This is a genomic window from Alkalibaculum bacchi, assembly GCF_003317055.1.
Taxonomy (GTDB): Bacteria; Bacillota; Clostridia; order Eubacteriales; family Alkalibacteraceae; genus Alkalibaculum; species Alkalibaculum bacchi.
In genome coordinates this window covers 33,042-46,461 of the sequence record NZ_QNRX01000010.1, presented here as the reverse complement: position 1 = coordinate 46,461, position 13,420 = coordinate 33,042, and the positions used below count along the sequence as shown (strand labels likewise).

Sequence of the window (13,420 nt, the reverse complement as noted above, 5' to 3'; positions counted from 1 at the left end):
TTTATCCAATTATTTATAATTAAATATATTAAGGAGAGGTTTTTATGAGAAAAAAAGTAATAGTATTAGCGTTATGTGTAGCATTGTTTTTGTCATTAGTAGGATGTGCAAGTAAAGATGCTCCTGCACAAGATGAAGGAACAGACAAAAAAGATATTAAAGTTTCAGTAGTTTTACATGCAATGAACAGCTCATTCTATACAAAGATGGCTGACGGTGCAAAAGCCGCTGGTGAAGATTTAGGTATTACAGTAGATGTATCCGCTCCAAACACTGCTAGTAGCTTAAATGAACAAGTTGATTTAATTGAATCGGCTATTTCTGTAGGATACGATGGCATTGCAACAGTAACATGGGATCCTTCTGGTTTTAATTCAGTTATAGGAAAAGCAAACAAAGCAGGAATTCCCGTTGTAGGATTCAATCAAAATGCTGAAGGCAGTGGTATTTCCGCATTTGTTGGCCAGGATTATGAAGATGCAGGCTATGAAATGGGTATGTATATGTTTGGTGAAGTATTGAATGGAAAAGGAAAGTATGTAGTGGCAAGCTGCGCTCCAGCGGATTCTGCACTTATTGCAAGAACAGCTGGAATCGAAAAAGCTGCAAAAGAATTTCCTGATATTGAATTCGGTGGTGTAATCGATATCGGAACAGACTTAACAAATGCTTATGGTGTTATTGAAAATGCATATTTGAAAGACCCTGAAATTGATGCAATCTTAGGTGTAGATGTATTTAGTGAAGCAATTGGAACGTATATCGGAACAAACAAACTTCAAGACAAAGTAAAGGGTGCAGGATTTGACCTTGTTGAAGGAACACTTGAACATGTGAAAAATGGAGATATGCAGTTAACAATAGGACAAAACCCATTTATGCAGGGATACTATTCTGTATTAGAGCTGTATATGAATAAAGCACATGATACACAATTTATTGACGTCAATACTGGTGCACAAATGGTAACAGCAGAAAATGTTTCAGAGGTAGAGCCAGAATAAGAGTCCAAATTTGCTCCAATAGCTATGTGTTTTGCTACATAGCTATTGGAGGACAAAATATATGGGGGAAATGTGAATGGGAATGACAGAGCTAGGTAAAACAGCAAGAATGAAAAAAATAAAAGTATTTCGCGAATTTGGCGTTTTTATGGTAATGGTTTCGCTTATTGCAATACTATCCATAGCGTCACCCGCATTTTTGCAAATGACAAATTTAATAAACATTGTGAGGCAGACTGTTGAAATAGGCATCATGGCTATTGGGATGACTTTTATTATTGTTTCGGCAGAAATTGATCTTTCAGCTGGTTCAGCCTATGGAGCTACAGCTATGCTGGCCGCATATCTCTACAAGGCAGGTGTAAATCCAACTCTAGTTTTTAGCATTGCTATGCTCGCAGGTGGAGCGATTGGATTTGTAAATGGTTTTTTAATTACTAAGGCAAAAATGCCTGCATTTATTGTTACATTAGGAACAATGCAAATTTTTAGAAGTATTGCTTATTCTATTTCAGGTGGGCAGAATATCAGTGTTTTTCCTGAAAGTGCTGAGAGCAGCTGGATCTTTAAGCTTGGAGGTTCAATAGGTGTAATACCTATTCAGGTTATTGTTATGATTGCTTTCTTTATAATTGCACATATGGTAATGTCTAAAACTAAATTTGGATTTGAAGTATATGCAACAGGTGGGAACAAAAGAGCAGCACAATTGGCAGGAATTAATACGGACCGAATTAAGATTACTTGTATGGTTATTGCAGGAGTTCTTTATGCCTTTGCAAGTCAGGTTAGCATTGCGTACTTAAAATCAGTTCCAACAACGGCAGGAGCATCAAGAGAAATGGATGCTATAGCTGCAGTTATCTTAGGTGGGGCAGCTTTAAGTGGTGGAAGAGGTACGGTCATTGGAACTTTAATTGGGGCAATAATCATGAGCGTTGTAAAAAATGGAATGGTACTGTTAAGCGTTCCAGTCTTCTGGCAGTCTGGCTTTATTGGCGTAATCATTATTCTGGCAGTACTTTTAGACACCTGCATTAGTCGATCAAATAAGAAAGGGTAGGTAGCTAAGCATGGGACCACATATTCAGTTTAAGAATGTTACAAAAAAATTTGGTGGAACTACAGCATTATCAGAAGTTTCATTTGAAATTCAAAAAGGCGAGGTTCACTGTATTTGTGGAGAAAATGGTGCTGGCAAATCCACATTAATCAATTTATGTGCTGGCGTGTTTGAACCAACTTCTGGTGAAATATGGGTTAATGGCAAACATGAAAAAATCAATAGCATTCAGAAGTCAGAAAAGTTAGGTTTCTCAATTGTACATCAAGAAGTGCCATTATGTACTAATATGAGTATTGCTAATAATATTTTTCTTGGCTCCTCTGAAAGCATGAAGGGAATATTCATTAATGAATCATATATGAGAGAGAAGACCCAGGAGCTATTAGATCTTTTTCAACTAAAATTAGAACCAACTCGATTAATCGATAGTCTAAGTATCGCAGAACAGTCTATGATACAGATAGCCAAGGCAATTTACTACAAACCAGATATTTTAATTCTAGATGAACCAACAGCAGCTTTAACAAATGATCAAAGAAATGTAGTATTTGACATAATTAGAAAAATGAAAAGAGAATTAGGAACAACTATTATTTATGTTAGCCATCGACTAGAAGAAGTAATGGAACTAGGAGATCGTACAACCATTTTAAGAGATGGACAGTTTATTACAACAAAAAACATCAAAGATATAACAATGGACGATATTGTTCGATTGATGGTAGGACGAGAAATTGATAATAACAGTTGTTATCAATGTTATGCTACAGATGAAGTACTGCTTCAAGTTAAAGGTTTTTCAAAACATAGACAGTTCGATAATATATCTTTTGAATTAAAGAAGGGTGAAATATTAGGTATTGCTGGATTTGTTGGTGCAGGAAGAACAGAGCTACTTAACTCTATATTTGGAATTAATAAGCCCGATGAAGGTGAAATATACATTCATGGAAAGAAAGTCCCTGTTCATAATTGCTCTCAAGCTGCAATAAAGAATCGAATTGCCTTAATTCCCGAAAATAGAAGAGACGATGCCTTAATGGCAGAATTATCCGTTAAACAAAATGCACAAGTTGTCATACTGAACAAAATGTTAAAAAATGGGGTAATTGATAAAAGAAAATCAAATGAAATTATGGATGAAATGGTAAAAAAATACCATATTAAGACCAGCGATGTAAATAATTGTATTATGACACTAAGTGGAGGAAATCAACAAAAGGTTATAATTGCAAGATGGTTGGCTAATGAACCTGAAATATTAATGTGTGATGAACCTACAAGGGGAATTGATGTAGGAGCAAAGGCTGAGATATATGAACTTCTCAGAGATATTGCACAACAAGGTATAGGAATTATTATGGTTTCTTCTGAATTGCCTGAGCTTCTAACATTATGTGATCGAATTATTGTTATGCATGAAGGAAGAAAAACAGGTGAACTTACAAGAGAAGAAGCCAGCGAAGAACAAATCATGAAGTATGCTGCAGCTATTGCAAATTAATATAGACTATAAAGGATTATACATAAGTGTTATAAAGTTTAATAATGTAAAACGCTTTGTACTTTTAATAATAAAGAGAACATAAAGAAGGGTGGACACAATCCGCCCTTCTTTATGTCACCAACGGTGACTAAAAAATTTTTACTGACCACCTTATTACACACAATATTTCGCTTTAAGAACTTCCATTACAGATAGAATTCTTTCATCATTAATAGAATAAGTAATAGTCTGGCCTTTTTTTATTGAGTCGACTATTTTATGCGCTTTTAAAATGGCAAGATGCTGAGAAAGTGCAGACTGAGTGATGGTAGTAATTTTTAAGGAGAGCTCACTCACTGTCAAAGGCCCTTCTATGAGGTAGCATAAAATTAGTAATCTATTTTCATTGGCAAGTACTTTAAGTAGTTCCGCTACTACTTTTACATGTTCTTCCATTGTAAACCTCTTTTCGTAAAAATTATTTCTTGTCTTATTATATACAATTTAACTTATTTTTTCATTTAGTAGAAAAGTTCTGCTTTTAAAGCTGAATGCGGAAAGCTGAAAGCCGAAAAGTACAGCTCGTTTTAGGAAATAAATGTAATCTACACTTCTATTTAAAAACAATCGTTTAACCATTGTTTAACAACTGTTCAACTACTGATCAACCACTGTTCACTTATCTTTCAACTGGCTGATTCCTTGTGTCATGGTTCCCATTGGGCAGTAAACACACCAAGAGCGAGGTTTGTATAGCACCATGGTAATAAGACCTAAAATGGTGGACGTAAGCATAACACTGTAAAAGCCAAAGGCAAATTGAGCAATCCATGGTGTTGCAGGAGTGGTATAAGCCCAGCTCCATGGCACTTTAAAGGTCCAAAGTAGTGTGACAAATTCTCTTAATCCATTGACTTCAGCGTAAACTAGATATGTAGAGTACAACATATTAATAAACATAGCCATAAAGAAAATCAAAAACCCATATCGAAATTTTTTTGAACGCAAGAAACGTGGAATATCCATATTTCTTGATAATTTAAATTTGTCACCTAATAACTGAAATAGTTTTCCTCTACCGCAGTAGTGATTACAGTAAGCTTTCCCTCCACCAAAAAGGGAGATAACTATGGGAACGATAAAACAAATCAAACCAATCCATGCAAATAAAATATTAAAAAATCCTAGCATTAAGTAAACTAGAGTAAAAATCCACAAATAATCAGACCATTTTTTCTTATCAATATTGTTTTTTTTCATGATCAATTTTCCTCCTTGTGAATTTTGATAACAGAGGCTGGACATGCTTTAGCGCATTTTCCGCAGCCAACACATTTTTCTATATCTACCACAGCGTGGATTCCCTTGTAAATGTTTATAGCATCAAAAGGGCAAACTCGCATACAAACACCACAGGCGACGCATTCATTAGAAACGACGGCATTTCTCTTTACTTTCTTTTTTACAGCTTCCATAATAGCCTCCCATTAAGTATATTAGTAATTACTAATATACTTAATTATGTAGCATTTGTCAATACTTTTTTAGCAGAAAGCAGAAAGCAGAAAGGAAGATCTAACTCGCCTGTAGGCGACAAAATGTAAGATCCTTTGCTACGCTCAAGGATGACCATCGCAGAAGCTAGGGTCATATTTCGTGGACTGTAGGGGGCAGTGTCCGCCAGCATTTAAGCCACCACTGGTGGCTTACCACCTTATTCCAGCATCGTAATCGTCTTTGTATCGTAATCTATCAAGCCATCTTTTTTCATCTTAGTTAATTCCCTCGACAAGGATGTGCGTTGGACGCCAATTTTTTCGGCTAGCGCTTTTTTCGTTATATTTAAGGTAATCTGTTTTGAATCCTGTTTTTTACACTCTATATTGAGAAAATCTATGATGCATTCTCTTATAGTTCTTTTTATGTAACTCTTTAAGGTATGGCCTAAGAGAAATGTTCGATCTGAAGTGTACTGGAGGTAAATTCTAAGAAAAGATGAATTCGTAGTCAATAGTTCAAATAAAGTTTCTTTATCAATTTCAAGAAGGCTAGTTCGAGATTGTGTTACTATAGTCATTGGAAAATACGGATTCTTAGAGTATAAGAGATTACCTCCAACGATATCATCCTTAGAAAATTCTGAGATGGTAAGCAAATTGCCAAATTCATCAATTCTTTCCACAATAACACTTCCAGAAAGGATGATTTCTAAGTTACAACACATATCCCCATCAAAATGTATAACGGTATTCTTTGTATAGGAAACGATTTTGAATTTACCCGTTTTTAAAAATAGCTCTATATCTCGTACAGAAAAACAATTGATTAAAGTTGTATTCTTAATATCATTTATATATTCATCCATAATATCCTCCTAAGTGTTACATTGGTAACACCTTAATTCTTATCATAACGATATAATAAAAAATAATCAATAGGGAGGGGTATTATGAAGTATCTTATTGCTACAGTACGTATTCTGTTTTTAGGTTTATTTCTATTCCTAATTATTATGGGAAAGCCTATGCTTTGGTTGGGAGTGTTTGCCATTAGCCTTATTGCAGCTCTGTTCTTTGGAAGGGTATACTGCGGTTATATCTGTCCTATGAATACATTAATGATTCCTACAGAGTCGCTCTCAAAAAAGCTGAAAATCCAAACGGATAAAACGCCTGATTGGCTTAAGTCTACAAAGTTTAGCGTAATTGCGCTAATAGCAAGTGTAGTTATAGTAATCATTGCACAAAAAGTATTACATAAGAATATTCCAATCTTACCAGTGTGGATTGCTTTGGCGGTAATCGTAACCCTAAAATATAAACCTGCAGTCTTTCACAATCTTGTCTGCCCTTTTGGAGTATTGCAAAAATCATTTGGTAAATCTTCAAAGTTATGTACAATTGTAAATGAAGAGAACTGTATTGGATGTAAAATTTGTGAAAAAACTTGCCCTTCAAATGCAATTTTAGTTGTCGCTGAAAATAAAAAGGCTTCTATTGACACGTCATTATGTTTTCAGTGCACCAGCTGTCAGCAGGTCTGCCCAAAAGATGCTATTCACTATGAACGTGTAAAAACGAGTAGCGAAGTAAGCTAAATAAACAAGATCGCCATCAAATCTATGGCGGTCTTTTATCTTGTATTAGGAGCGTGTCCAGCTAAGCTGGACACTTACAAGTTCTATTTTTGAATTTAACTATTATATAAGCTATCTTTATGTGTAGTTGAATCTTTGACCTGTGAGACTCGACCCTAGCACTGATAGCTGGCAGCTGATTGCTAATGGATGGTTGCTGATGGCTGTGTTTTTGATTTTTGGTGCTTAAAATCACATCAAACTATTCGACATTGTGGTATGCTATGTTCACTTACAATTAGGAGGTGGGATAATGATTAATATAGGGATCATAAATTGCGCGGAAGTGGCAAAAAAGTGTTCGGGAACAGGGTGTATTAATGCTTTTAATGAAAATAGGGGCTCTTTTGACAAATACGTCTTTAAGAATGCGGAAATTGTTAGCTTTGCACAATGTCATGGATGCAGTGAAAATGCTACTGAAGGAGTAGTAATAGAGGCTAATAAGATGAAAGATAAAGGGGTCAAAACAATACATATTTCTACTTGTATTCGTGGAAGATGCAAATGGTACTCTGAATTTGTAGACGAGTTATCAAGGAATTTTGAAGTTGTAGACTATACTCATGGACGTAAAAAATAGGAAGTAGCTTATTGTGCTTTTTCTCAAATTCATGTAAATTATATATTGGTATCTATTTTGTTGGCATTGCATTTAGGGTAGCCATTCTCCTAAAGGGTGAAACAGTAGCATATTAATGAGAGTAATAGGAGGATTTGCTTTGGTGGAATCATCAAAAAAACAGTATTTAATAGGGATTTCATGTACATTACTTGGCGCAATTTTTTGGGGGTTTTCTGGAGCTAGCAGTGAGTATTTAATGGAAGTTTACCATTTGCCCGCGCCATGGATTTCCATGGTTCGTATGTTATGTGCCGGAATCATTTTATTTGTATGGCTTAGTTTTAAACAAATGGATGGTTTAAAGGGCATATGGAAAGACAAAGTATCGTGGAAATCATTATTAGCCTTTAGCATTGTTGGACTTATGGCGAATCAATTAACTTATCTTATGGCCATTTCTCATACAAATGCGGGTACAGCTACTGTATTACAGTACATTGCTCCAGTATTTATTTTAGCTTATATTTGTTTGAAAAGTCACAAAAAACCAAATAGAAAAGAATTAATTGGGATTAGCCTAACCCTAGCTGGTATATTTCTCATCACTACACATGGCAATATACAATCTTTAGTTATTTCGCCTTTAGGTTTATCCTGGGGAATCTTGTCAGCTATTACTTTAGCCATCTATAATTTAGTACCTATCAAGATCATTCGCAAATGGGGTTCTCTTGTGGTTACATGTTATGGCATGTTGATTGGTGGAGTAGTAGGGGCTTTGCTATTTCAACAATGGCGCATAAAGGTTGAACTTGATTTATCAGCGTTAGGAGCTCTTTTCGTCGTTGTAGTGTTCGGTACGGTCATCCCATATACTTTATACTTAAAGGGGGTAGAGCAAATAGGGGCAGTAAAAGCAAGTATGATCGCTTCTGTTGAGCCTTTAGCGGCAACTGTATTTACTGCTATTCTTCTAGGAACAAAATTTACTATGATAGATATTATTGGTTTTCTCCTTATTATTGCAACAGTTATTCTATTAGCTTATAAGGAAGAAAAAAAGCAGCACGAGAAAAAGAAAATAAATAAAACTTCATTGACATAAAGTAATAAAACACCTTTTCTACGAAACACGAACATTATCTAAAAAAAACGATAAAATATTCTTAAAAATGTTGAAATTTAAATTATATTGAACTATAATAATGAAGCAGATGATTTCATTTCAAATAAAGTATTAAAAATAGAGCAATAATGTAATTATGTAACAGATTAAAATGGAAAAGGTGGGAAAGAAAAGTGGAAAAGTTTTTTCAACTGAAAGAGAATAATACAAATGTATCAACAGAAGTCATGGCTGGTTTTACTACATTTTTTGCAATGTCTTATGTTATATTCGTTAATCCAGCAATTTTATCATTAACGGGCATGCCTTCTCAAGCAGTATTTTTAGCAACGCTTATTGCTGCAGCAATCGGTACTTTGGTCATGGGACTTTTTGCCAATGTTCCATACGCTCAGGCACCAGGCATGGGACTAAATGCGTTCTTTACTTATACGGTAGTATTTGCACTAGGTTTTACTTGGCAAGAAGCCTTAGCAATCGTTTTTGTATGTGGAATTTTTAATATTTTAATTACCGTTACTAGGGTACGTAAAGTAATCATTAAATCTATACCTGTTGGTTTGCAAAATGCAATTAGCGGAGGTATTGGCGTATTTATATCTTATATTGGAATCAAAAATGCAGGCTTGCTACAATTTACATCTGATGCAGGCACTATTCAATCCATTAACAATGCAGCATATGATGTAGCTACTACAACATATGAAGGTGGAATAACTTCTGTAGTAACTGGTTCAGGAATTGTTCCTGCGTTAGTAGATTTTACACAAATGGGACCTATACTGGCTTTAATTGGACTTGCAATTACGGTTATTTTATTAGTTAAAAATGTTAGAGGAGCCATTCTTATTGGAATCATATCTACTACAATTATAGGAATACCATTAGGCATTGTAGATTTGTCTACAATTGGTTCTTCTTCTAATTCCTTGGCAAATGCAATTTCAGAATTAGGTGTTACTTTTGGGGCTGCTTTTAGCAGTGAAGGACTAGGTTCATTATTTAGTGATCCAGCTCGATTGCCATTAGTCTTTATGACCATATTTGCTTTTAGTTTATCTGATATATTTGATACGATTGGAACATTTATTGGGACAGGTCGTAAATCTGGAATCTTTAGTGCGGAAGATGAAAAAGCATTAGAGACGAGCACAGGCTTTAATTCTAAAATGGATAAAGCATTATTTGCAGATGCCATTGCAACGTCAGTAGGAGCGGTCTTTGGAACATCTAATACTACTACATATGTGGAAAGTGCTGCAGGTATTGGAGCAGGTGGCCGTACAGGACTTACAAGCGTGGTAGTAGCAGGCTTATTCTTACTATGTAGTTTATTTGCACCAATAATCACCCTTGTTCCTGCACAAGCAACTGCACCAGCCTTGATTTTAGTTGGGGTTATGATGATGTCTTCTTTCTTAGAAATTGATTGGAATAGTTTGGAGGAAGCAATTCCTGCTTTCTTTACTTCCATTTTTATGGGATTTGCATACAGCATCTCTTATGGTATTGCAGCAGGATTTATTTTCTATGTTATTATCAAAGTAGCAAAAGGCAAAACAAAAGAAATCCACCCAGTATTGTGGGTATCTAGCTTATTGTTTGTTTTAAATTTTGTCATAATGGCGAGATTGTAAATAGGATATTTCAAAGAGGTTTGTTATCGGTAGATAGCAAACCTTTTTTTATGCAAAGGAAACTCCTACTTTAGGCTCCAGCTCTTGCTAGTCATCCTGAGCGCAAGCAAAGGATCTCACCAAACCAGCTAGCAAAGTACACACTATATACTATAAAGATTTACATCAATTGAACAATGAAAAATGAACATTGAATATGGAACAATACAAATATGCGATTACTTGTTTGATTTTATACTGTTAATTATTCATCGTTCATTGTTCACTATTCACTGTGACGTAAGTCGCATATTTGACTACCTGACCAGACATTGATAATTCATAAATAAACGAATAAGTGTACATAATGATACTTGCCATTAATTTCATAATTAGATATCATTAATAATAAGTATATATAATATTAATATAGATTACTTATAAGTGAAAGGGGTATGGACGAATGAATATGGTTTCAGTCGAATTTCCTATAATCGGAAAGAGCATAGAAATCGAAAAGGGGAGTAAGATTTCAGATGCATGTGAAAAGATAGGCCACCCTCTAAATTTAGTTTGTGGCGGAAAAGGTAGATGTGGCAAATGTGAGGTTGATATTCAAATAAAGGGAACAACGTCTACAGTTTTAGCTTGCCAAGTAGAAGTATCTGATGGATTAAAAGTTATGATTACAGGCGAGGAAGTAGAAGCTCAAATACTCACATCCAATATGTTAAAGCACACGAATCCAAATCCATCTACGAGAATAGTTCACGTAAAGCATGATGAGTTAGTCACTCCATTATGTGGGAACGATTACGAAACTTTATTAAGTGTAATTGATTTAGATTTAAGCCAGCCACCACTAGAAGTGCTGCAAAAATTTTCAACCATTTACCATAATCCTGAAGGACTAAATATTATTTTATATAATGACGAAATTGTAGATATCCTTCCAGGAGACTCTACTCAAACGATATACGGTTTAGCTTTTGACATTGGTTCTACTTCTGTTGTAGGGTATTTGTTTGATTTGAAAACCTATGAACAGGTTGGGATTAGCTCTAGGCTGAATAAGCAAACAAGCATCGGCGGCGATGTCATCAGTAGAATCGACTATGCTATCTCTAATCCAGATGGTTTAAGAAGATTAAACAAACTGGTTGTTGAATCAGTAAATGAAATCATTGAAAATATTTGTACAGAAAACAATATTGATAAAAATAATATTTACCAAGCAAGTTTCTGTGGTAATAGCACTATGCAGCACTTGTTTTTAGGTTTGTATCCAAGCAATTTAGGTTTAAAGCCTTTTAGCAGTACGACACATAGAGCTGTTTTGACAAATGCCAAAAGCCTTAGTATTAATATCAATTCTAAAGCAAAAATTAATTTCTTGCCTTTATTAGGTGGATTTGTAGGTGCAGATACTGCTGCAGTACTTCTATCTATACAAAATGATGATAAAAACAGGCTGGTTATCGATCTAGGAACCAATGGCGAACTAGGTGTAGGGAAAAATAATGATTATAAAGTCACTTCCTGTGCATGTGGACCTGCCCTTGAAGGTGCTGGTTTAGAGTATGGAATGAGGGGGACAAAAGGTGCTATTGAACGAGTAACAATAGCCAATGGTCAAGTATTTAATAAAGTAATAGGAGGAGTAAAACCTCAAGGAATTTGTGGTTCTGGAATTATCGATATCGTAGCGGAGCTATCTGAAAATAATATTGTAAATTCTGGTGGTACTTTTATAGATCCATCGAAAATAGAAGAGCCAGAATTAGCAAAGAGAGTCATCAAAACTCAAAAGGGAAAAGCATTTATCATAGCTTATGGGGAGGAAACAGAATCTGGAGAACCCCTCTTAATGACCCAGCAAGATATCCGCCAAGTTCAACTAGCGAAGGCAGCAATTTATACAGGGTGCTTAATGCTAATAGAAGAATGTGGACTAAAAGGCGAGGACCTAGAAGAAATCTTAATCGCAGGAGCATTTGGTAATTATATCGATATCAATAAAGCTCAGGCTATTGGCATGATTCCACATTTTGAAAACGTGCCTGTGTATTCCATCGGAAATGCAGCAGCAACAGGAAGCCAAATCTTCTTATTGTCAAGAGAAGAGCAAGAAGAGTGCATTAAATTAGCATCAAAAGCAGAACACATAGAAATCGCATCGAATCCAAATTTTGTTAACGGATTTATAATGAATACGAGTTTAAAATTAGATGAAGAGGACGACGAGTAAAAAGGAGATAAAGAGGACAAATGGTCCTCTTTATCTCCTTTAATTGACAATTATTGTACTTACCTATAGGCGAGGTTTTTGACCCAGGCTCCTTCCACAGTCATCCTGAGCGCTAGCGAAGGATCTTATGCTTTCACTCTGCCCAAACTATACAGTTTCCCTTTCCACAAAAAGTTCTTCCACCCAACAAGCGAATCATCCATTAATTTCCAACCCTCAAACATTGCAACTTTCTACTTTTAGCAATTGAATATTTATTAGTTTTATTGTATTATTATGTTATTAGAAATGGGGAGGATATTAAATGAAAATGAAAAAAGGATTAATCACATTACTTATTGTTGCACTTATGATTGCCTTAGTTGGCTGTAATAGCAACGAAACAACTGAAAAAGAAGAAGGACAAGGTGAAAATACAAGTAAAAGAACTCTTACTGTTGGTACAAGTGCAGATTTTCCACCTTTTGAGACGATTGATACAAAAGGGGAAATCGTAGGCTTTGATATTGACCTTGTAAAAGAAATCGGAAAAGAATTAGATGCTGAAATTGTACTTGAAAATACAGAATTTAGCGGTTTAGTTGCTGCAGTGCAAACTGGAAAAATCGACTTAGCAATTTCAGGAATGTCTGTAGATAAAGAGAGAGCAAAAAAGGTAAATTTCTCTGATCCATATTATGAAGCGTATCAAACTTTAGTCGTAAAATCTGATTCAGAAGGGATAAAAAACATGGACGAACTTACAGGTAAGATAGTAGGTTCTCAGCTGGGTACTACCAGTGATGATGTCATTATGACATTCGAAGGAGTTGAAGTCAAAAAATACAATAAAGCAACAGATGCAATACAAGACTTGAAAAATGGTCGAATTAATGCAGTAATTATTGAAGATTCTATTGCTTCTGAATTTGTTGCAAAGAATACTGAACTAAAAATTGTTACTCCTGAAGGTTTAAACACAGAAACTGTGCCTTTTGCTATGGCGCTACCCAAAGACAGTGATGATTTATTAAAAGAAGTAAATGAAGCTTTACAAAGCATAAAAGAATCTGGAAAATATGATGAGTTACTTTCTAAATGGAACCTAGTTAAATTCGAGAAATAATTAATAATAGGATATAATGAAACAGGTAAGAGATATAGGGCAGTAGGTTTTTATGCTGTCCTAGGATC

The 13,420-nt window shown here is 35.0% G+C and carries 13 protein-coding genes; 9 read left to right on the top strand and 4 right to left on the bottom strand.

Annotated features, from left to right (window positions below; genetic code table 11):
- The first annotated feature begins 44 nt into the window (after nucleotides 1-44).
- From DES36_RS08615 to DES36_RS08605, 3 genes are all read left to right on the top strand, one after another.
- Nucleotides 45-1,004: a substrate-binding domain-containing protein gene (locus tag DES36_RS08615; RefSeq protein WP_113920824.1), complete on the top strand. Its 960-nt coding sequence runs from the start codon at nucleotides 45-47 to the stop codon at nucleotides 1,002-1,004.
- Between the two features lie 76 nt (nucleotides 1,005-1,080).
- A complete protein-coding gene (locus DES36_RS08610) occupies nucleotides 1,081-2,067 on the top strand; it encodes an ABC transporter permease (protein ID WP_113920823.1) in 987 nt (328 codons plus the stop codon).
- Nucleotides 2,068-2,077: 10 nt separating this feature from the next.
- On the top strand, nucleotides 2,078-3,574 hold the full coding sequence (locus DES36_RS08605) for a sugar ABC transporter ATP-binding protein (protein WP_113920822.1): 1,497 nt from the start codon (nucleotides 2,078-2,080) through the stop codon (nucleotides 3,572-3,574).
- A gap of 156 nt (nucleotides 3,575-3,730) precedes the next feature.
- Here DES36_RS08605 and DES36_RS08600 read toward each other — a convergent pair whose 3' ends face one another.
- From DES36_RS08600 to DES36_RS08585, 4 genes are all read right to left on the bottom strand, one after another.
- Nucleotides 3,731-4,012 (bottom strand): ArsR/SmtB family transcription factor, encoded by a 282-nt coding sequence (locus DES36_RS08600; RefSeq protein ID WP_113920821.1) that lies wholly within the window; start codon nucleotides 4,010-4,012, stop codon nucleotides 3,731-3,733.
- A 219-nt stretch (nucleotides 4,013-4,231) separates the two neighbouring features.
- Nucleotides 4,232-4,816: a 4Fe-4S binding protein gene (locus tag DES36_RS08595; RefSeq protein ID WP_113920820.1), complete on the bottom strand. Its 585-nt coding sequence runs from the start codon at nucleotides 4,814-4,816 to the stop codon at nucleotides 4,232-4,234.
- Between the two features lie 2 nt (nucleotides 4,817-4,818).
- Nucleotides 4,819-5,031, bottom strand: a complete 213-nt coding sequence (locus tag DES36_RS08590) for a DUF362 domain-containing protein (protein ID WP_113920819.1) — start codon at nucleotides 5,029-5,031, stop codon at nucleotides 4,819-4,821.
- A 239-nt stretch (nucleotides 5,032-5,270) separates the two neighbouring features.
- Nucleotides 5,271-5,921 carry a Crp/Fnr family transcriptional regulator gene (locus DES36_RS08585; protein ID WP_113920818.1) on the bottom strand — a complete coding sequence of 217 codons (651 nt, stop codon included), beginning with the start codon at nucleotides 5,919-5,921 and terminating at the stop codon, nucleotides 5,271-5,273.
- Between the two features lie 84 nt (nucleotides 5,922-6,005).
- Between DES36_RS08585 and DES36_RS08580 the strand changes: the two genes are divergently transcribed.
- From DES36_RS08580 to DES36_RS08555, 6 genes are all read left to right on the top strand, one after another.
- Entirely contained in the window at nucleotides 6,006-6,653 is a 648-nt protein-coding gene (locus DES36_RS08580) for a 4Fe-4S binding protein (RefSeq protein WP_113920817.1), read from the top strand.
- Nucleotides 6,654-6,945: 292 nt separating this feature from the next.
- Nucleotides 6,946-7,275, top strand: a complete 330-nt coding sequence (locus tag DES36_RS08575) for a CGGC domain-containing protein (RefSeq protein ID WP_113920816.1) — start codon at nucleotides 6,946-6,948, stop codon at nucleotides 7,273-7,275.
- Nucleotides 7,276-7,417: 142 nt separating this feature from the next.
- The gene (locus DES36_RS08570) at nucleotides 7,418-8,362 is read left to right on the top strand and encodes a DMT family transporter (RefSeq protein WP_187387071.1); all 945 of its coding nucleotides are present in this window, start codon (nucleotides 7,418-7,420) and stop codon (nucleotides 8,360-8,362) included.
- A 194-nt stretch (nucleotides 8,363-8,556) separates the two neighbouring features.
- The gene (locus DES36_RS08565) at nucleotides 8,557-10,020 is read left to right on the top strand and encodes an NCS2 family permease (RefSeq protein WP_113920814.1); all 1,464 of its coding nucleotides are present in this window, start codon (nucleotides 8,557-8,559) and stop codon (nucleotides 10,018-10,020) included.
- A gap of 442 nt (nucleotides 10,021-10,462) precedes the next feature.
- On the top strand, nucleotides 10,463-12,247 hold the full coding sequence (locus DES36_RS08560; protein WP_113920813.1) for an ASKHA domain-containing protein: 1,785 nt from the start codon (nucleotides 10,463-10,465) through the stop codon (nucleotides 12,245-12,247).
- A 304-nt stretch (nucleotides 12,248-12,551) separates the two neighbouring features.
- Nucleotides 12,552-13,352, top strand: a complete 801-nt coding sequence (locus DES36_RS08555; protein WP_113920812.1) for a basic amino acid ABC transporter substrate-binding protein — start codon at nucleotides 12,552-12,554, stop codon at nucleotides 13,350-13,352.
- The last annotated feature ends 68 nt before the right edge of the window (nucleotides 13,353-13,420 follow it).

What these genes read in the sequence shown, in the direction of transcription:
- DES36_RS08585 (WP_113920818.1), bottom strand. Translation starts at nt 5,921, where the DNA reads ATGGATGAATATATAAATGATATTAAGAATACAACTTTAATCAATTGT.
- DES36_RS08615 (WP_113920824.1), top strand. Translation starts at nt 45, where the DNA reads ATGAGAAAAAAAGTAATAGTATTAGCGTTATGTGTAGCATTGTTTTTG.
- DES36_RS08560 (WP_113920813.1), top strand. Translation starts at nt 10,463, where the DNA reads ATGAATATGGTTTCAGTCGAATTTCCTATAATCGGAAAGAGCATAGAA.
- DES36_RS08580 (WP_113920817.1), top strand. Translation starts at nt 6,006, where the DNA reads ATGAAGTATCTTATTGCTACAGTACGTATTCTGTTTTTAGGTTTATTT.
- DES36_RS08605 (WP_113920822.1), top strand. Translation starts at nt 2,078, where the DNA reads ATGGGACCACATATTCAGTTTAAGAATGTTACAAAAAAATTTGGTGGA.
- DES36_RS08595 (WP_113920820.1), bottom strand. Translation starts at nt 4,816, where the DNA reads ATGAAAAAAAACAATATTGATAAGAAAAAATGGTCTGATTATTTGTGG.
- DES36_RS08555 (WP_113920812.1), top strand. Translation starts at nt 12,552, where the DNA reads ATGAAAATGAAAAAAGGATTAATCACATTACTTATTGTTGCACTTATG.
- DES36_RS08610 (WP_113920823.1), top strand. Translation starts at nt 1,081, where the DNA reads ATGGGAATGACAGAGCTAGGTAAAACAGCAAGAATGAAAAAAATAAAA.
- DES36_RS08575 (WP_113920816.1), top strand. Translation starts at nt 6,946, where the DNA reads ATGATTAATATAGGGATCATAAATTGCGCGGAAGTGGCAAAAAAGTGT.
- DES36_RS08590 (WP_113920819.1), bottom strand. Translation starts at nt 5,031, where the DNA reads ATGGAAGCTGTAAAAAAGAAAGTAAAGAGAAATGCCGTCGTTTCTAAT.
- DES36_RS08600 (WP_113920821.1), bottom strand. Translation starts at nt 4,012, where the DNA reads ATGGAAGAACATGTAAAAGTAGTAGCGGAACTACTTAAAGTACTTGCC.